The 18,237-nt window shown below is 45.6% G+C and carries 17 protein-coding genes; 7 read left to right on the forward strand and 10 right to left on the reverse strand.

Annotated features, from left to right (window positions below; all coding sequences use genetic code 11):
• Positions 1–10 precede the first annotated feature (10 nt).
• A complete protein-coding gene (locus F8C67_RS01125; RefSeq protein WP_170266306.1) occupies positions 11–847 on the forward strand; it encodes an aminotransferase class IV in 837 nt (278 codons plus the stop codon).
• Here F8C67_RS01125 and F8C67_RS01130 read toward each other — a convergent pair.
• A complete protein-coding gene (locus tag F8C67_RS01130) occupies positions 839–1,390 on the reverse strand; it encodes a YqgE/AlgH family protein (protein WP_223277493.1) in 552 nt (183 codons plus the stop codon). The two genes, F8C67_RS01125 and F8C67_RS01130, sit on opposite strands and share 9 nt — an antisense overlap.
• A 59-nt stretch (positions 1,391–1,449) precedes the next feature.
• On the opposite strand from F8C67_RS01130, the gene pdxH reads away from it, so the two are divergent.
• Genes pdxH through F8C67_RS01160 form a run of 6 tightly spaced genes read left to right on the forward strand, consistent with a single transcriptional unit; the run spans position 1,450 to position 7,789 of the window.
• Positions 1,450–2,094, forward strand: coding sequence for a pyridoxamine 5'-phosphate oxidase (gene pdxH / locus F8C67_RS01135; RefSeq protein ID WP_151665947.1), 645 nt, complete (start codon positions 1,450–1,452; stop codon positions 2,092–2,094).
• A gap of 56 nt (positions 2,095–2,150) precedes the next feature.
• Positions 2,151–3,158 carry a Gfo/Idh/MocA family protein gene (locus F8C67_RS01140; protein WP_151665948.1) on the forward strand — a complete coding sequence of 336 codons (1,008 nt, stop codon included), beginning with the start codon at positions 2,151–2,153 and terminating at the stop codon, positions 3,156–3,158.
• Between the two features lie 8 nt (positions 3,159–3,166).
• Positions 3,167–4,942, forward strand: coding sequence for an SLC13 family permease (locus F8C67_RS01145; protein WP_151665949.1), 1,776 nt, complete (start codon positions 3,167–3,169; stop codon positions 4,940–4,942).
• Between the two features lie 2 nt (positions 4,943–4,944).
• Positions 4,945–5,535, forward strand: a complete 591-nt coding sequence (cysC, locus tag F8C67_RS01150) for an adenylyl-sulfate kinase (RefSeq protein ID WP_151665950.1) — start codon at positions 4,945–4,947, stop codon at positions 5,533–5,535.
• Between the two features lie 58 nt (positions 5,536–5,593).
• Positions 5,594–6,499, forward strand: a complete 906-nt coding sequence (gene cysD, locus F8C67_RS01155) for a sulfate adenylyltransferase subunit CysD (protein WP_151665951.1) — start codon at positions 5,594–5,596, stop codon at positions 6,497–6,499.
• Positions 6,500–6,547: 48 nt separating this feature from the next.
• Complete coding sequence (locus F8C67_RS01160) at positions 6,548–7,789, forward strand: sulfate adenylyltransferase subunit 1 (RefSeq protein WP_151665952.1); 1,242 nt, start codon at positions 6,548–6,550, stop codon at positions 7,787–7,789.
• Positions 7,790–8,031: 242 nt separating this feature from the next.
• Here the strand turns inward: F8C67_RS01160 and F8C67_RS01165 are convergent, their stop codons facing one another.
• The 9 genes from F8C67_RS01165 to F8C67_RS01205 form a co-directional block, all read right to left on the reverse strand.
• Complete coding sequence (locus F8C67_RS01165; protein WP_151665953.1) at positions 8,032–8,304, reverse strand: HU family DNA-binding protein; 273 nt, start codon at positions 8,302–8,304, stop codon at positions 8,032–8,034.
• A gap of 170 nt (positions 8,305–8,474) precedes the next feature.
• On the reverse strand, positions 8,475–9,425 hold the full coding sequence (fmt, locus tag F8C67_RS01170) for a methionyl-tRNA formyltransferase (protein WP_223277494.1): 951 nt from the start codon (positions 9,423–9,425) through the stop codon (positions 8,475–8,477).
• A 9-nt stretch (positions 9,426–9,434) separates the two neighbouring features.
• Positions 9,435–11,339, reverse strand: a complete 1,905-nt coding sequence (locus F8C67_RS01175; RefSeq protein WP_151665954.1) for a RecQ family ATP-dependent DNA helicase — start codon at positions 11,337–11,339, stop codon at positions 9,435–9,437.
• On the reverse strand, positions 11,332–11,862 hold the full coding sequence (locus F8C67_RS01180) for an AAA family ATPase (protein WP_151665955.1): 531 nt from the start codon (positions 11,860–11,862) through the stop codon (positions 11,332–11,334). Before F8C67_RS01180 ends, F8C67_RS01175 begins: the two co-directional genes overlap by 8 nt.
• 13 nt (positions 11,863–11,875) lie before the next feature.
• Positions 11,876–13,156 carry a DUF58 domain-containing protein gene (locus tag F8C67_RS01185; RefSeq protein WP_170266307.1) on the reverse strand — a complete coding sequence of 427 codons (1,281 nt, stop codon included), beginning with the start codon at positions 13,154–13,156 and terminating at the stop codon, positions 11,876–11,878.
• Between the two features lie 50 nt (positions 13,157–13,206).
• Positions 13,207–14,325 (reverse strand): AAA family ATPase, encoded by a 1,119-nt coding sequence (locus tag F8C67_RS01190; protein WP_223277495.1) that lies wholly within the window; start codon positions 14,323–14,325, stop codon positions 13,207–13,209.
• Positions 14,318–15,637, reverse strand: coding sequence for a hypothetical protein (locus F8C67_RS01195; protein ID WP_151665957.1), 1,320 nt, complete (start codon positions 15,635–15,637; stop codon positions 14,318–14,320). The genes F8C67_RS01190 and F8C67_RS01195 overlap by 8 nt, the downstream gene beginning before the upstream one ends.
• Positions 15,627–16,283 carry a DUF4129 domain-containing protein gene (locus F8C67_RS01200; RefSeq protein ID WP_170266308.1) on the reverse strand — a complete coding sequence of 219 codons (657 nt, stop codon included), beginning with the start codon at positions 16,281–16,283 and terminating at the stop codon, positions 15,627–15,629. Before F8C67_RS01200 ends, F8C67_RS01195 begins: the two co-directional genes overlap by 11 nt.
• Positions 16,270–18,165, reverse strand: a complete 1,896-nt coding sequence (locus tag F8C67_RS01205; protein WP_151665959.1) for a stage II sporulation protein M — start codon at positions 18,163–18,165, stop codon at positions 16,270–16,272. Before F8C67_RS01205 ends, F8C67_RS01200 begins: the two co-directional genes overlap by 14 nt.
• Between the last annotated feature and the right edge of the window lie 72 nt (positions 18,166–18,237).

An 18,237-nucleotide genomic window follows, 5' to 3' on the forward strand; every position in this document is an offset into this window, starting at 1 on the left:
CCTTTGCGCCATGATCAATCACAACGGAGAAATTCTCGACATCGATGCGGTTCCATTTCGCGCCGATTTTAGACCCATTCAATACGGAGATGCACTGTTTGAAACCGTGAAATACAACGGAACGACGTTCGTCAACTGGGAGGATCACTATTTCCGCGCCATGGCTTCCATGCGCATCTTGAGAATGGAAATCCCCATGGATTGGTCACCTGAGTTTATTGAAGAGCAGATGCTCGAAACGCTAAAGGCGAGCCATCTAGAACATGGCGCTGCTCGCATCAGATTGACAATCTACCGCGATGCTGAAGGGAAGTATACCCCCGACCAAAATGTGACCATGGGGTACATCATTCAAGCTGAGGCTTGGCCTGATGCCGATTTCGAACTCAACAAAAACGGTCTCTCAATTGATGTCTACAAGGATCACGAGGTCCCTAAAAGTATGTTGAGCAATTTGAAAACTACCAATTCACTGCTCTATACACTAGCCGGTATTTTCGCAAGAGAGAATGATCTCGACGATGTGCTTCTTATCAATTCGGATAAGCATATTGTGGAAGGAATATCGAGCAACGTATTTATGCTTACGAACGGTGTACTTCAAACACCGCCGCTTGAATCGGGAGCGCTTCGCGGGGTAATGCGTAAGCACATTATCAGAAACGCACAATCGTGGGGTTTTGAAGTGGTAGAGAAAGGATTTAGTCCTTTTGATTTGCAACGAGCTGACGAGGTTTGGATGACGAACTCAATGCGCGGAATACAGTGGGTGGGGTCATATCGGAAGAAGTCCTACACGAATACAGTTGCCAAAGAGATTATTGCTAAACTGAACGAATCAGTTTAATAGCGGATCGGATGGGGCATTGGCCCATAGTTGATAGTCGCCACCTTGCTGAGCGATTACTTCCTTCCACATCTCCTCCGGGTTTGCATGGAAAATGTCCAAAGCGCTAGGGGATAAGACCATCCAAGATTGCTCTTCTAATTCAGACTCAAGCTGACCTCGGCCCCAACCGGAATAGCCGAGAAAGAAGCGGATTTCATCTTGACCCAATAGGCCGAGACTCACGACTTCCCGCAACCTGTCGAAATCGCCACCCCAATAAATATTCTCTGAAACCTTGATGGCCCCTTCGAACAAATCGGGACGATTGTGCAAGAAGTAGAGGTTAGATTGCTCTACCGGACCTCCATTGTAAATCCTCGATTGGAATTCCGGAAAATCTGGCAATAACCCCTCAATTTTCACGTCTAGCGGTCGGTTAAGTACGTATCCTACCGTACCTTCATCACCGTGTTCGGTTAGGAGAACCACGCTTCTATCGAAGTTGGGGTCTCCCAAGAAGGGTTCGGCAATCAATATGCTTCCGGACATCGGTTTTTCCATGTTATCCAAATTAGGGTGCATAGTATTGAAAAACAACTGAAATCGACGAATTTTACAAGATGAAAGATTCACATCTCAGAAAAGACCGAAGAGATTATACAAAAGGCGAATTGTTAGAATCCGAAGTGCCCGGCAACCCATTCGATTTGTTTCAAGATTGGTTTGCAGACCGGAGTGAAACGGGTAGGCCAGACGCAACGGCCATGACGTTGTCGACCGTAGGCTTAGATGGAAGACCTGATGCACGCATTGTGCTACTTAAGGGCATTGAGAACGGAGGGTTTGAGTTCTTTACGAATTATCAAAGTAAGAAGGGGCAAGATCTCGAGCATCAACCGATTGCACATCTCTTGTTTTTCTGGCCCGAAGTTGAACGTCAAGTTCGAGTGGTTGGACGCGTTACCAAGTTGTCTTACGAGCGAAATTCCAAATACTTTAAGGAAAGACCCGTAGGAAGTCAAGTTGGTGCCTTGAGTTCACCACAGTCTAGAGTTCTAGATGGACGTTCATCTCTGGAAAGCACGGTGCAGGCTAATTTGGCCAAGTATGGTGAGGAGGGGCCTGATTGTCCGGAGTTCTGGGGTGGATATTCGCTTGTCCCTGAAGAAATCGAATTTTGGCAGGGGAGATCGAGTAGATTGCATGATAGGTTGCGCTTTTCAAAATCCGTAAGTGGTTGGAAAATAGAGAGGTTAGCTCCTTGAATCTAAAACCCTATAGATTTAATAGATTTTAATACATTTGTCACGATATAAGTCAGATGAGTAAGTCAGTAGTTAACTTTTTAGTGTGTGGGGTAGGCCGTATCGGTCAACGTCATGCTAGAATTATTCAAGGCACAGAGAACGCAAACCTGGTGGCGACTGTGGATGTCAATCCCGATAGTAGAATTGAAGGTGTTCCGCATTTCGAGTCATTAGCAGAGGCGTTTGAAGCTGTTGGAAATATTGATGTGGTTAGCATTGCCACACCGAATGGATTGCATGCAAAGCAGGCTATTGAAGCGATTAATTTGGGAGCTCATACTATAGTTGAGAAGCCGATAGCGCTTAATACGCATGAAGCCGAAGAACTGACTCATACCGCACTCTCCAAGAACAAGTTGGTTTTTGGAGTAATGCAGAACAGATATTCTCCACCTTCTCAATGGCTCAAGGAAATTGTGTCTAGCGGCGTGCTCGGAGAAATTTATATGGTTTCCATCAACTGTTTCTGGAATCGTGATGACCGCTATTACAAGAGCGATAACTGGCACGGGACTAAGGAGCTAGATGGTGGAACGCTCTTCACTCAGTTCAGTCATTTTGTGGATATCATGTACTGGCTGTTTGGCGATATTAAGAATATCACATCGAGATTCTCAAATTACAATCACAGTCATTCGATTGACTTTGAGGATAGCGGAATCGTTCAATTCGATTTTGTCAAAGGAGGAAAAGGATCATTGGAATACAGCACGAGTGTTTGGGACGCAAACCTCGAAAGCTCGCTCACCATCATAGCTGAGAAGGGCAGCGTTAAAGTTGCTGGACAATACATGAACGAAGTAGTACACTGCCACATTGAGGATTACGAAATGCCCGAACTAGCTCCGAGCAATCCACCAAATGACTATGGTCCATACAAAGGGTCTGCCGCAAATCATGGATATGTGTTTGAGAACGTGATCGATACGCTCGCTGGAAACACCTCCATCACCACAAATGTGCTCGAAGGGATGAAGGTGGTCGATATCATTGAACGGATCTATAATTCAGGCGATAGATAGAATAGAAATTGGAGGCGACATTAGATAATTACATCCTTCTTGGTGCGCTTCTAGTCATCACCATCAGCTTATTCGTTCAGCGATTTAAGCCAACATTGGTGTTTGGGTGGACAACCCTTCTGCTCATTGTGCTCGGCATCATGCCCATGGATATTCTCCTGAGCTCACTGAGTAACAAGAGTTTACTCACGATCTTTCTTCTTATTTTCATCACATCAGCACTGCGCAAGCACTTCAACTTGCTCGGTTTGATGGATCAATTGTTTAGAACGATTTCCTCACCCCGAAGGTTCCTCGTGGCAATGACTAGCGCTGTTGCCGCACTCTCTTCCGTAGTGAACAATACACCAATTGTCGCACTCATGATTCCATATGTGTACGATTGGTCTAGAAAGAGAAGCCTTTCTCCTTCGCGTTTCTTGATTCCATTGAGCTATGCGGCCACATTAGGTGGGACGATTACCGTTATCGGTACGTCAACGAACCTTGTGTTAAATGGACTTCTCGAGGCTAACAATCTTCCGAAGCTGGGCTTTGGCGATTTCCTAATCCCTGGTTTAATCGTTACAGGTTTGGGTGTGCTCTATTTGTCGGTATTTGGGCACCGTTTGCTAGCAGATCGCAAGGATGTGCTTCAAGATTTTAAATCGAACAAACGAGAATACATCGTAGAAACTGTTCTTCATGCCAATAGCGACAAGGTTGGTAAATCTGTTGCCAATGCGGGGTTGAGAAATCTCGATGGTGTCTTCTTGGTGGAAATTTATCGCCATGGAAAACTTATTTCACCTGTAACACCAGAGGAGATCTTGGAAGCAGGCGATATGCTTTACTTCGCCGGGGAGGTTGACGAAATCGTTGAATTGCTCAAGGGGGAGAATGGTTTTGAAATCGCTAAGCGGGAAAAGTTCGCCACGACCGATATTTTGGAAGTAGTGGAGGTGCTCATTCCTATCACGAGTGACTTGGCTGGTAAGAAGGTACGCGATACCAATTTCCGAGAGAGATATGATGCGGCCATCGTTGCAATTCACAGAGATGGACGCCGACTAGGAGGGAGAATAGGTGATGTGGAACTTGAATATGGAGATTTACTCCTTCTAACCACTGGTTCTCGTTTTAAGACCGAAATACAATCCAGCAAAAACCTCTACACTGTATCCTTCATGGAGAAGATCGAGGGAAATGGCAAACCAGGAAAGGTATTCGTTGGATTAGGAGCTTTGCTCGGAGTCATCGGAATGGCTACAGGTCTACTCGATTTATTCAGCTTTCTCCTTGTTGTACTGGTCTTACTTGCCAGCTTCGGATTCTTCAGCGCTCAAGACCTTCGGAAGGATATAAACTCCGACTTGCTTGTCATACTCGTTTCCGCTGTAGCGCTTGGCACCACCCTTATTCATACGGGAACAGCTGCTTGGATTAGTGAGAATATGATTGGCTTATTAAATGGAGCTAGCCCTCTAGCCATATTAATCGCCATTATGCTACTGACCGTTGTTCTCACGAGCTTTGTGACAAACGTTGCGGCTGTTGCTGTAGCATTTCCAATCGTTGCGGCTATAGTGTCAGAATCTGGATTTGACGGCACTCCATTCTACTTAGCATTGGCATATGGCGCATCTGCCTCATTCCTAACTCCTGTGAGCTATCAAACGAACCTGATGGTCTACGGACCAGGCGGATATAAAAGCAGTGATTTCATGAGAGTAGGAGCCCCTTTGACCCTAATCTACTTGGTGGGCATATTGGCTTACCTCTCCACTCGATACCAAATTCTTTGAGTATGTCGAAAGTAATTGTAATACCCCAAGTTCACGATATCGACCGTGAAATGCGAGAGAAGCTCAACGGTCACAAAGCCAAGGTGCTGTGGTTTACTGGGCTTTCGGGTTCAGGAAAAAGCACGGTGGCTAATGCGGTTGAGAAGGTACTTCACGCCCGTGGTTTACGCACCTACATTCTAGATGGAGACAATGTTCGTCGCGGATTAAACAATGATCTCGACTTTTCTGCAAGCGGAAGAGAAGAGAATATTCGCAGAATAGGAGAAGTGGCGAACTTGATGGTTGATGCGGGTCTAATCGTTCTCACAGCATTTGTGTCGCCCTTCAAGTCCGATAGAGATAAGGTGAGAAAGACGGTGGGTACTGAGAACTTCATAGAAGTCTTTGTTGACTGTCCGCTCGAAGTATGTGAACAAAGAGACGTAAAAGGTCTGTACAAGAAGGCTCGAGCTGGGGAAATTCCCGATTTCACTGGGATTACTTCTCCTTTTGAAGCTCCAGAGAATCCTGAGATACACCTGCATACAGACGTGCAATCGCTTGAGGAAAGCGTCACAGACGTATTGAACTATTTGAATAAATCAAACTAAGAATAGACGAATTAGAACAGGCAAGATTTTGCATCTTTGCCGACGAAATCGATTGAAAATGAGCAACTATCACTTAACACACTTGAGGGAGCTGGAAGCCGAGGCGATCTACGTGATTCGCGAGGTGTATGCACAGTTCGACAACCCTGCTATCCTTTTTTCGGGTGGTAAGGATTCAATTGTGATTACCCACTTGGCCAAGAAAGCCTTCTTCCCAGCAAAAATTCCGTTCCCATTGGTGCATATTGACACCGGACACAACTTCCCTGAGACCATCGCTTTCCGCGATGAGCTCATCAAGAAGTTGGGCGTGAATCTCGTTGTTGGTTCAGTTCAGAAGTCAATCGACGACGGACGCGTTCTTGAGGAAACTGGAGCGAATGCAAGCAGAAATGCCCTTCAAACGACTACGCTTCTCGATACAATCGAAGACAACAACTTCGATGCGGCCATGGGTGGAGCGCGCAGAGACGAAGAGAAGGCACGTGCAAAGGAGCGCTTCTTCTCACACCGTGACGACTTTGGTCAGTGGGATCCAAAGAACCAGCGCCCTGAGCTTTGGAACATCTTTAATGGTAAAAAGAGAATGGGGGAGCACTTCCGAGTATTCCCTATATCGAACTGGACCGAGATGGATGTTTGGCAGTACATCATGCTAGAGAATATCGAGATTCCGGAGCTGTATTATGCCAAGGAGCGCGAAGTAATCTGGAGAAACAACTCCTGGTTACCTGTTTCTGAATACATCACAGTTCGCGATACCGAAACTCCGCAGAAGAAGATGATTCGATTTAGAACACTCGGTGATATTACGATTACCGGTGGTATCGAGTCTGAAGCCGATGACCTTCCTAAGATTATCCAAGAGGTTGCTTCTACTAGAATGACCGAACGTGGTAATCGTGAAGACGACAAGCGCAGTGAAACAAGTATGGAAGACCGCAAGCGTCAAGGGTACTTCTAAATCAATCTTCAAAAGAAATTACAAGTGGAAACTTCGAATTATCTAGATATGGAATTGCTACGCTTCACTACTGCAGGTAGCGTAGATGATGGAAAATCAACCCTAATTGGTCGCTTGCTTTACGATTCCAAGAGCATTTTTGAAGATCAAATAGAAGCGGTTGAGAAGTCGAGCACCAAGAAGGGGCTCGATCACGTCGACCTCAGTTTATTTACCGATGGTCTTAAAGATGAACGTGAGCAAGGGATTACTATTGATGTGGCATACAGATACTTCGCTACTCCGAAGCGCAAGTTCATCATTGCCGATACTCCGGGACACATTCAGTATACGCGTAACATGGTTACCGGTGCTTCTACTGCAAATGTTGCCCTCATCCTTGTGGATGCACGTAACGGTGTCCTAGAGCAAACGAAACGTCACTCTTTCATCGCATCACTTCTTCAAATCCCGCACATTATTGTGTGTGTGAATAAGATGGACCTTGCCGATTACAGCGAGGAGCGATTCGAGGAAATCGTGCAGCAATATGAAGAATTTGCGGCCAAACTTGATGTGAAAGATGTACGCTTCATTCCAATTTCAGCGCTTCATGGCGATAACGTTGTGAATCGCGGAGAGAATATGAATTGGTACGAAGGCGGAACATTGCTACACACTTTGGAAACCATTCACATCGGAAGTGACGAGAATCATATCGACTGCCGATTCCCGGTTCAGACGGTTATTCGTCCGCATTCTGATGAGTATCACGATTACCGTGGCTATGCTGGTCGCGTTGCGGGCGGTGTGTTCAAGCCGGGTGACGAAGTAATGGTGCTTCCAAGCGGGTTAACTTCTAAGATTTCGAGTATCATGACACTTGAAGGGGAAATTGCTGAGGCATTTCCTCCAATGAGCGTGACTATCAATCTCGAGGATGATATTGATGTGAGTCGCGGCGACATGATTGTACGTCCGAATAACCAACCGGAGAATACGCAAGATCTAGATGTAATGCTCTGCTGGTTGAATCCAAATGGACCTCGTCCACGCGCGAAGTACATACTGCGTCACACTTCTAATGAAGCACGTGCAATGATCACCGACATTGTTTACAAGGTGGATATCAACACGTTGCACAGAAATGAAGAAGACAAAGACGTGAAGATGAATGACATTGTGAGAGCAAAGGTTCGTTCAACACGTCCACTTTTCGCAGATTCATACAGAAGAAACCGTCACACTGGGTCAATCATCCTCATTGATGAAACGACGTTTGAAACGGTAGCAGCTGGAATGATTATTTGATTATTTGTTCCTCGCTAAATCGCAAAAAGCAAAAACGCAAACTGTTGTAAACTAGGGCGTTTTAAGAATGTGAGTAGTCTGTTTTGAAGCGCATGCTTCTTTTAGCTTTTGAAAGAACAACCAGACTCAGCAGTACAAACGCACTTTAGCTTTTTGCCTTTTGCGATGTAGCGAGAAACGACAATAGATGCAAAAAAAAAGTCCCGCCGAAGCGGGACTAATTTTTTCTTGTAAGCTTAGGCTTAGTTCAACTTGTCGTTGAGCTCTGCACCTGGCTTAAACTTCGCTACATTTTTAGCAGCAATTTTGATCGGAGCACCAGTCTGTGGGTTACGACCTTCACGTGCTTGACGCTTAGATACAGAGAAAGAACCGAATCCTACTAGAGATACACGGCCACCCTTTCCGAGTGAATCTGCAACGTTAGAAGTGAATGAGTCAAGAGCCTTTTTTGCTTGTGCTTTTGAAATGCCTGCGTCTGAGGCCATCGCGTCGATCAATTCAGCTTTGTTCATGGCGAATCTAATTTAGGTTAAACATATATCGCTTGAATGCCTTACAAATATAGACGAATGCAGAGCCCATGCAAGATTCAGAGCGATTAAAGCACCATTTTGTTGATAAAACCGAGAAATTGTTGAAAAACCTGACTGAATTTTCTTGCAAAAAGGCCGTCCCAGTAAAATCAAGGCTTCCCGACGATTCCGATAGACTTCCATTCCGCGAATCCATTTTTGAAGTCACGAACCGACATTTGTCGCTTTCCTGGCCATTGGATTTTGGCAATGGTCAATACTCCTTCTGACGTTTGTATTTTCAACTGAGTATCGTCCCAAACCAGTTCACCCAATTCTCCGATGGTCTCCATTTCAACACCAGATTCTGCCACCTTTGCTTCGATGTGATTCTCACCAAACTGCAGCTTTAAAAGCGGACTAGGAAAGGGGGTGAGTCCACGAATCTGATTGTGCAATTCACGAGCTGTTCTAGATAAGTCCAAATACTGGTGTTCCCTGAATAACTTCGGAGCCGGCTTCATGGCGGCCTCTTCATCCTGAGGGATAGGTTCTAAACTACCCTGCATGAGACCATCCACCGTTTGTACAACCAAGGGCGCTCCTAAGTGCATTAATCGATTGTACAATTCACCTGTGGTTTCATTTGGTCCAATCTCAGCTTTAGATTGGAGTAGGATGTTGCCAGTATCAATTTCTTCGTCAATCAAAAAGGTAGTTACCCCAGATTCTTCCTCACCATTAATTACCGCCCAATGAATAGGGGCAGCACCTCTGTAGTTCGGGAGAAGCGAGGCATGTAGGTTGAAAGTGCCTTTAGGTGGCATCGACCAAACGGATTTTGGCAACATCCTGAAGGCTACTACAACGAAAATATCAGCGTTTAATGAGCGCAGTTCGTTCTGAAAGTCTTCATCACGGAGCTTTTCTGGTTGAAGAACCGGGATTTCATGCCTCAACGCAGCCTCCTTAACCGCGCTGGCTTTCAAGTTTCTTCCCCTCCCAGCTGGTTTATCTGGAACCGTCACTACTGCAACAACATCGTGATCAGAATCAATCAAGGCCTCAAGAGGTGCTACCGCGAATTCCGGCGTACCCATGTATACTATTCGTGCGCTCATACCGCAAAGTTAGCGGCTGCGAATTGAATAACGTCCAATCTCATCGCGCAAAACAATCTTTTCGTCCAAGAGTAGGGCAAGTACTTTTCTAATGTCTTGGGCCTTGTAACTCGAAAGCTCCGACTCCAACTCTGAAAGTGTGTACGACCGGCTTCGTAGGGCAGTTTTAATTGCAGTGATCGGGTTACCACTCGTAGCAACCTTGCCGCGTTGTGTACAGGTGTCGCATTTTCCGCATTCAAGTCCATCTTCACCGAAGTAATGGAGCATCAAGGCAAAACGGCACTCCGTTCTGTGTTCTGCGAAGTAGATCATTGCATTCATTCGGCGGATAGACTCCTCTTGGAGTTTCAGCAATTCCTTGCGGTTAATAGGGAGATATTTGCTCTCCATCCGCGGCATCGTCCATTCTAAGCCTTGCCCACCCACCGCTGGGCGGTATTCAAGTACATTCATAGCTTCGAGCGCCTTAAGTTGCTTGGATACCGAGCTGCCCGGCAATTGAATCGCAGCGGCCAAATCTCGCTCTACAACAGCTGTAGGCCCGGTTAATATTCCGCCATACCATCTCAGCATTTGTTTGAGCAGTGGCTCGAATCTCGGATTCTGAACCTCAAATTCATACAAAGCCCTAGAGTTCATGGTGATGTGAACGATGCTTCTCGGCTTGAATCCTTCACTCAAACGAATCATGCCATATCGTTCTAACAATAGAAGAGAGGAGAAGACCTGACGCACATCCATGTCATACTTCTGAGCAAACTCCTGAATGTCTAGTCCAGTAAATACGCCTTCTCCACTGCCAATGGGTATTTGAAGGTGGTTGGCCAAAGCAGTATAAACGCGTTTGGTGAACTCAAGGTCTGGAATCATGCTGCGGGTTCGCTCTCCCAACCGCTCACTTGCGTTGGGAAGCAGTATCATGGTTGCAGTAGCTGGTTCTCCATCTCTTCCGCCGCGTCCAGCTTCCTGATAATAAGCTTCTGGACTATCGGGGAGTTCGAGGTGAATGACTAACCGCACGTCGGGCTTGTCGATTCCCATCCCAAAGGCATTGGTAGCAACCATCACGCGAACATCACCTGCCATCCACATGGCTTGCCGACTATCACGCTCCTCACGCGTTAGTCCAGCATGATATGATATGGCCGAAATACCCATCGCTGATAGGCGTGTAGCTATCTGGGTAGTTTGCTTCCTGCTTCGAATGTAAACGATTGCTGTCCCTGGATGGGCGCTCAACTGATTCAGAATCTCTTGCTCTTGATGCGAGGTCCACACAACGTTGAGCGATAAGTTCGGGCGGTAGAAGCTCTTCTGATGAACCTTTGGTTTGTCGAGTTGAAGCTTCTCCTCTAGGTCGAGAATCACTTTTGGAGTTGCCGATGCCGTAAGCGCCATAAATGGCACGCCCGGCAACCATTCCCGAATCTCAGCGATTTCTAGATAGGGTGGTCTGAAGTCATACCCCCACTGGGAAACACAATGCGCCTCATCAATGGCTACGAGATTGACGTTCATCTTCTTCATTCGCTCTCTGACCAATTCGCTTTTGAGTCGTTCAGGAGAGAGGTAGAGGAACTTTATGTCGCCGTAAACAACATTATCTAGCACACGATCTAAGCTTGCATGTGGCATTCCACTTACGAGAGCCTCCGCAGAAATGCCACGCCTTTTAAGGTGTTGGACTTGGTCTTTCATCAAGGCGATGAGCGGCGAAACAACGATACACACGCCGTTTTTGGCTAGAGCCGGTACCTGATAACAAATACTCTTGCCTCCGCCTGTGGGCAGAAGTGCAATAACATCATTACCCTGCATCACCTCGGATATGATTTCTTCCTGACCTGGTCGAAATTTATCGTAACCGAAATGTTCTTTGAGTGTGTTGTGTATGTTGCTCGAGTTATTCAATCGTCTTCAAAAGCCAATTAGCGCGTTCTTCAACGTTGAATTTCGGAATTTCTACAACGTTGTAGCCAAACTCAGAATACGTTTTAACAACAAATTCATGGAGTCGCTCTAGCTTTTCAAACGATTCACGCCTTTGTTCGTCTGCGTGGTATATTTCTTTCCAAGGTGGAGTGATGAATGCCGTTTCAAAATAGCGATACTCTTCTGCTGCCTTTTTCCATTCTTCCCTTACCACAAGCTTATCAGCTTCCTGGTAGGCAATTGTGTCGATAATCGTTCTGTCGAAAAAGTGAAGCTGGCCCTGAGCTGATTCGTATTGCTCAATGCGGCCCTGCATTACTACCTCGCTAAAAGTGTCTAGATCATCCCACGGCAACACTCGAGATCCCGTATCTAAGGATTGTTGAATGATGTGCCGAGAATATTCGTGGGAACAAGGGTACCCTCTTTTCTCTAACTCATGAATGAGGCTAGTCTTCCCAGTTCCGGGACCTCCACTAAGTGCTATGCGTTTGATCGACATGGCGCAAAAATACCTAAATCAGGCCTCTGGCCTTCAATTCAAGATACTTGTTTAAGGTGTCAATAGTCAATTCATCCGGACGGCTCAACATAGCGTGTATGCCATGCTGCTGAAGTGATTGAATCAATACCTGCTTCTCCGCGATGAGTTTTGCCGCCGCAGTGCGCTTATAGATGTCAATAGTGTCTTCGGCGGATTCCCCTGCATATTCTTCCAATTCATCATTTCTAAAGAAGATAACGACCAACAAGTGTCGCTTGTGAAGGCGCAAGAGCTGCGGAAGTAATCGGTTTAAGTGATGCTTGCTTTCAATATTTGTAAAGAGGAAGAGTAGGGAGCGGGTTCTCGCCAAACTGTTCATCACCTTGTACAACAGCGGATAGTTCGCGTCGTATTCATTCGGCTGCTCGGCGTACAACGATTCTAGAATCTGAGGAAGTTGTCTAGGGTTGTTCGACGCCTTCATCATGGTGTCTATTTTCTCACCAAAGGTCACAAGACCAATTCTATCACGCTTTTGAAGCGTAACATTTGATATAACGAGCGATGAGTTTACCGCATAGTCTAGCAAAGTCATCCCGTTAAACGGCAGGTTCATTTGCCTTGATTTGTCTATCAAGCAGTATACGGGTTGCGCTTGCTCATCGGTATACTGATTGACCATTAGCTCATTTAGACGGCTTGTGGCCTTCCAATTGATACTTCGGTAATCATCACCCTCCACGTAGGCTTTGATTTGCTCGAACTCGTAATTATGGCCTATTCTTCTCGTCTTAATCGCACCGTGGTACTGCTGCAACTTCTCTATGGAAGCGAGCTGGTAACGTTTCATTTGTATGATAGAAGGATAGACGCGTATATCTTGACTCGTTTCGCACGTACACCTTCTTTCCGCAAACCCCAATGGGCTCTGGACATAGATGAGCGTGTTGCCGAATTCATACAATCCTCGAGTCTTTGGCTCTATTTCATACGTCGCAACAAAGTTGTCGTTTGAATCGACGGTTCCTTTGATTGAAAAGTTTCGCTCTTGCAGTTGAAAAGGGAGTTCATCGATGATGTTCATGCGAATCACTCTTGGTGTGCTATTGTGAATCTTGAGTGCAATCCGATTTCGATCTCCCAAACTCAAGATCTTCGCCGCTTTTCTTTCGGCCGTTATTTTACCTATTGAGTACAGTCGTAAGCTATCCCATATCAAGAGTAAGCACACGGCTAGGAATGCGCCGGCTGCTACATTGAAAAACCAATCCACCATGAAGCTCACGATGAAGAGTGCAATGACTCCTCCCATGAACCAGAAGGTTTTAGGATGAAGGGAATAACTACGGATACTCAACTTCCTCATCTTGGAGTTTCTGTTTTCTCAATGATATCCTGAAGAACATCCTTCAGCGTTACACCTTCCATTTCACGTTCCGGCGTAAGAGATAGTCTGTGGTTTAGCACAGGGTAGAGGACCGCTTGAATGTCGTCTGGAGAAACAAAATCACGTCCCTTCATTGCGGCAACTGCCTTAGATGTGCGCATGATGGCAAGAGATGCACGCGGACTAGCACCCAAGTAAAGGTCTGGGTGATTACGGGTTAGCTGCACAATTTGAGCGATGTACTTTCTCAAAGGTGCATCAATCTTGATTTGCTCCACCCAGCTTCTAAACTGTGCGATATCTGAGCCCGAGATTACGGCTTGTACCTCTGTTAAGTCTCGTGCATTCTTAGTTCCAGAGAAACGATCAAGCATTTCAATTTCCTCAACTTCGCTAGGGTATTCCATCAGAACACGGAAAAGGAAACGGTCCATTTGAGCTTCTGGAAGCTTGTATGTTCCCTCTTGCTCAATCGGGTTCTGAGTAGCCAATACGATGAAGGGCTCCGTCATTGGGTAGGTGTTCCCGTCAATCGTTACCTGATATTCTTCCATTACCTCAAATAAGGCAGACTGTGTCTTCGCCGGGGCACGGTTTATCTCATCAATCAATACAAATTGTGAGAAAATTGGTCCTTGCTTAAACGTGAAGCTCGAATCTTTCATGACGAATACGTTCGTGCCCACTACGTCAGTAGGCATGAGGTCTGGCGTAAATTGAATACGCGAAAAGTCGAGACTCGTAGCCTTGGCAAGTAACTTCGATGTAAGCGTCTTTGCGATTCCCGGAACACCTTCCACTAAGGCATGCCCATTGCTAAGCATAGCAACAAGTAGTAGGTCTATGTATTCGGATTGACCAATGACGAGCTTGTGAATCTCGTTTCGTACCGAATTCAACCGGTTGTTCATCGTAACCAAGTTCCTTTCTAGTTCTGAAACAGAATAAGAACTCGTATGGCTAGTGGAGGCCGTGTTCGCTTCCTCGGCTGCAGATGAAGTTGGTTCACTGCTGTCAGATCCGGGGATATTTGGCGCGTTCTGACGCTCATCTGGTTTATACCCCTCGTTTGGGTTGGTTTCGTTTTCAGACATGATTGTAAATGTATCTGGTTACGGAATAGACTTTATTCAACTCGTGAGCATTGAAATCTTCTGGGTGAAGTTCTGCCTTGTTGAAAAGATAGAACAGGCTTTCAATCTCACCACTGTGCTCAGGCAGCATCACCTTCAACGTGTCCCGAAGCTGATTGTCAATCTTGCCATTTCTGCGCATTCTCGTTTTGCACCATTGGGCAAATTGAAGCTTGATTTCGAGCGCAAGTGAGGCGTGATTGTTTGCTGACTTTGATTGAAGAATTCCCAAGCTCTTGGCAAATTCTAACGTTTGATTTTTCGGTCGGTTGATGATAGGGATCACACGTTGTCTTCGCTGAGTTCTGAAGATCAAGAAGGCGACTAACGATCCCACAAGTACGAACCACGCCCAACGGAGTGATCGATAGGATAGAAGGAATGTAATTGGCGAACGTTGATCAGAGCTGTTCGGATTCCTATCCTTATCATACTTAGGCCTGTAGGCGTCAAACCAATAGAATCCACTCGGCAACTCCATTGTGAAGTCCGATGCATATTGGAAATTATCCGGATTACTCAAGCAGTAATTTGTCAAGTGCGGGGCTGCCAGTAGAATGATGTAATACCCGTTTCCTCTTGGAACTTTCCATCCGATGATTTCATCTTCAAAATCGGATACATGTGTAATCACTTCATACTCTGGGTAAAGCGTGTCTAGAATGTTCTTGTGAACTGAATAGCGCACCAATGCTTGAGGCAACTCATCAATTGTATCGTTGGATTGTGCGTGATTAAACGTTGAGGCTGACTTGGTCTTGGCATTCACTGCATGGATTTCTCCTGTATTCTCCAAAACGGACAATGGCAAGAAGTTCAAGGCTTGAACTGGTTGGAAGAGGTTACTCTCCACTGTAAAGCTGTCAACAACGGCAGTATCACGTTTATCAAACGAAGACCCCGTAGTGATGAGTTTGTGGATTCGTACAGAATACGTCGACTCATACATCACCACAACATGTCCAGCCGTAACCATACTATCCAAAACGAATTCATGAATAGAGTCGAAGAAGGGCTGACGGTTCACAAAGGCGATTGTACCGAGCTTATTTGAATCCATATCCCAGTTCCAATCCTCAATCGGACCAATCTGCATCTCGATATCTGTACCATTTCTTGCCTCAATCAGCTCGTGATACATTCCCAAGTCGTACGGCGTTTCACCTTCTTTGTCTAACCCATAGTACCAATGGTCTTCACTTCGCAACAAGAAGTAAGCTATGACTGCCACTGCAAGGGCGAGAACTACGTATATGACCGCATTATTTTTCATTCTGCAATGATTTTACGCGGTTCATCCATTGGTCAAATCCAACAGAGTTTATGGGTTTGTGTCCGTACCACACACGATCGAAAACGACAACGGTTTCAGCGTAACCTTGACGAACCGTATCATTCACTATCTCCAACAGATACTGGCCATTTGTCTTATATGGTTCCCAGCTTATGTGGTTCTGATTGTGCAGGGATCTGAGTAACTCCAGGAAGTTCAAGTGAACTAGCATCCTCAAGTCTTGTTCTGCGCTTGCTTCTTCGAGTAGTTCATCGAGACTGACATTAAGAAGGTCTTGTTCAGCATGCTCGACCGAAGTAGCTGCTTTCAATTCACTAACCTTGGCATTATCCATTCGCTGCTGATAAAGCCAAATCAAGTAAACTACAACAAGTATGACCAATACGGCTAACGCAGTACTCAGCCAAGCATTCCTAGTAAACCAGCTCGATGTAGGTGGATCCACTTCCAGCTCTTCAATCGGCCGCTGACGCTCTTCACGTTCAGGCTTTGGCTCGATATCCGAGTAGTCGTAGTCTTCGCGCAATTCATCGTAGGCCTCTTTACTGAGTCCTTCTTGAGCAAAAGAGTTTGGATTACAAGCGATTACCGCTAAGAATATAAAGAGATACTTATACAGCCTCATCGATACCATATCTCTTTTTACGTGGTGGAATACTTGCGATATTTTCTCTCAATTTCTTGGCAGTAATTTGTTCATCCAACGTTTCAGTCAATAACGCTCCACCGAATTGCGCACTTGCCAAAACGAGCAAAACAGTTAAGAACGCTAGAAATGCAAGAACACCCAGAGAAATCAGCGATTCGCCTTGATTCCATGCAGTGAAAGAATTCAAAAAGTAGAGTAGGACACTGGCTAGGGCGCTTTGAATTAGAATGATTGCGAGAACGAGCGACAATCCACTAATCATCACCCAACCGAATACCTTACCGAAGTTTTCAAGGAAGCTTCCCAAAGCCTTACCTAAGGCCTGTAAATAACCAAGATTGCCAATGTACGCCCTAGCCATAGTCAATGTTAATAGGGGGTAGCCAACAGACAACACCACAACAATCCATGCACCGTGCACACTTAACAAGCTGCTAATGGCGAGAAGAACAATCGCGTTGGCCAGGCAAAGTAATGCAGATTGATGCCACTTCTTAGTTCCTTTGTACTTCCAACTCAGCACCATGGTTTGGACAATGGAGACGGATGTAACGAAGAAAATCGAGCTAAGTATTGGATTCCCAGAGGATAAGAAGAAAATCTCGATCGTGTTCTCAACTCCATAAATCACAGCTTCAATGATGGAAGCCGTGATGATGATGTATGCATTCGAAGTTTCCAATATTACATTCTCCCAGAGCTCCTCTGTGAGATAACTGTAGGCTATTGTCCCCGCCGCAAGTAGCGTTGGAATCCAAATAAACTTGGACAGCCATTTTGAGAAGTAGTGGATTGAAACCTGGAATATTTCACCCACATTCATAATGTCATTCTCGTCAATCGGCTTGCTAGCAATAATGCCCTGATCTGTAGGCCTATCCTCAACTCGCTGCAATTTGCGGCCATATCTCCAAGGCAGATAAACGAAGTAGCCTACCATGATGAACAAGTTCGTCAATATGAACAACAGCCTGTAAATGTTTGGGATATCGTCATGTCGCGTGACATAGGCTTCCACCCAAGCGGCGAAGATGATAAAGGGAACAAGGGCTAAGATCACCTTCATGCCCCGATAGAACTGCAGTCGTAAGGATAGTAATCGGCTGTAATTTCCTGGGAATAGATATCCGGAACCTAGTAGCAGTCCTGCACCGCCGCCGAGTATGATGCTCGATAGCTCCACGGTACCGTGTTGAAATATGGTGAGGAAGCTAGGAATGAATAATCCTTTCTGGATGAAGTAATACTGAAATACTCCTACCATGATTCCATTGGTCATCAAGGCACCAATGGAACCAATTCCGAAGAAAAGCCCCATGACAAAGCAGAAGATGAGAACCCACAGGTTGTTTAGGGCGATTCGCGTGAACATGTCGAAACTGTCCGCCTTCTTGTACACCGCCATAGGATCATCATTCGCGATGTTCTCTTCTGTCATCTGCACATAGCCTTCGCTCAAGATTTCGTTAGCAAAGGCGGAATCTTGCTCCAGTGAAAATGCACCGATAACGATGGCTATCGCGAAGATGGCAAAGGCGAGTAAAAACTGCTTTCTACCATGGTACATGATGCTTGGAATCTCTCTCAACCAAAACTGACTTATCGGATTCTTCTTCGATTCACGATTTTTGTGAATGAGTCGGTAGATGTCAGATGTTAAATTATTGAGATATAAGCGAATAGACCTCCTTCTGTAGAATGTCTGCGCATGCCCTAAATCATCCGTTAGTTGGATGTAATCTTCACCGAGTGAGGAGTTTAGTCCTTTTTTTCTGCGAGATTTTTTGAGAGCTTCAACAGACTTTTCGAGAGGAGCCCAGCGGGCGGAGTTTTCTTTTACGAATTGACTTTCTTTCATAGAGGTCAGGCTAAAATAGAAATTCGTTTCGTTGAGTCAACATTAAATGAAAGAGGTTTTCTATTTTCACCC

Origin of the sequence: Phaeocystidibacter luteus, from assembly GCF_008933115.1 — a bacterium.
Lineage (GTDB): Bacteria > Bacteroidota > Bacteroidia > Flavobacteriales > Schleiferiaceae > Phaeocystidibacter > Phaeocystidibacter luteus.

Bases quoted from the DNA above. Each gene is read 5' to 3' on its own strand.
- F8C67_RS01130 (WP_223277493.1), bottom strand. From the start codon at position 1,390: ATGGAAAAACCGATGTCCGGAAGCATATTGATTGCCGAACCCTTCTTG.
- cysC (WP_151665950.1), top strand. From the start codon at position 4,945: ATGTCGAAAGTAATTGTAATACCCCAAGTTCACGATATCGACCGTGAA.
- F8C67_RS01205 (WP_151665959.1), bottom strand. From the start codon at position 18,165: ATGAAAGAAAGTCAATTCGTAAAAGAAAACTCCGCCCGCTGGGCTCCT.
- cysD (WP_151665951.1), top strand. From the start codon at position 5,594: ATGAGCAACTATCACTTAACACACTTGAGGGAGCTGGAAGCCGAGGCG.
- pdxH (WP_151665947.1), top strand. From the start codon at position 1,450: ATGAAAGATTCACATCTCAGAAAAGACCGAAGAGATTATACAAAAGGC.
- F8C67_RS01165 (WP_151665953.1), bottom strand. From the start codon at position 8,304: ATGAACAAAGCTGAATTGATCGACGCGATGGCCTCAGACGCAGGCATT.
- F8C67_RS01140 (WP_151665948.1), top strand. From the start codon at position 2,151: ATGAGTAAGTCAGTAGTTAACTTTTTAGTGTGTGGGGTAGGCCGTATC.
- fmt (WP_223277494.1), bottom strand. From the start codon at position 9,425: ATGAGCGCACGAATAGTATACATGGGTACGCCGGAATTCGCGGTAGCA.
- F8C67_RS01195 (WP_151665957.1), bottom strand. From the start codon at position 15,637: ATGAAAAATAATGCGGTCATATACGTAGTTCTCGCCCTTGCAGTGGCA.
- F8C67_RS01200 (WP_170266308.1), bottom strand. From the start codon at position 16,283: ATGAGGCTGTATAAGTATCTCTTTATATTCTTAGCGGTAATCGCTTGT.
- F8C67_RS01185 (WP_170266307.1), bottom strand. From the start codon at position 13,156: ATGGGAGGAGTCATTGCACTCTTCATCGTGAGCTTCATGGTGGATTGG.
- F8C67_RS01180 (WP_151665955.1), bottom strand. From the start codon at position 11,862: ATGTCGATCAAACGCATAGCACTTAGTGGAGGTCCCGGAACTGGGAAG.
- F8C67_RS01160 (WP_151665952.1), top strand. From the start codon at position 6,548: ATGGAATTGCTACGCTTCACTACTGCAGGTAGCGTAGATGATGGAAAA.
- F8C67_RS01190 (WP_223277495.1), bottom strand. From the start codon at position 14,325: ATGTCTGAAAACGAAACCAACCCAAACGAGGGGTATAAACCAGATGAG.
- F8C67_RS01125 (WP_170266306.1), top strand. From the start codon at position 11: ATGATCAATCACAACGGAGAAATTCTCGACATCGATGCGGTTCCATTT.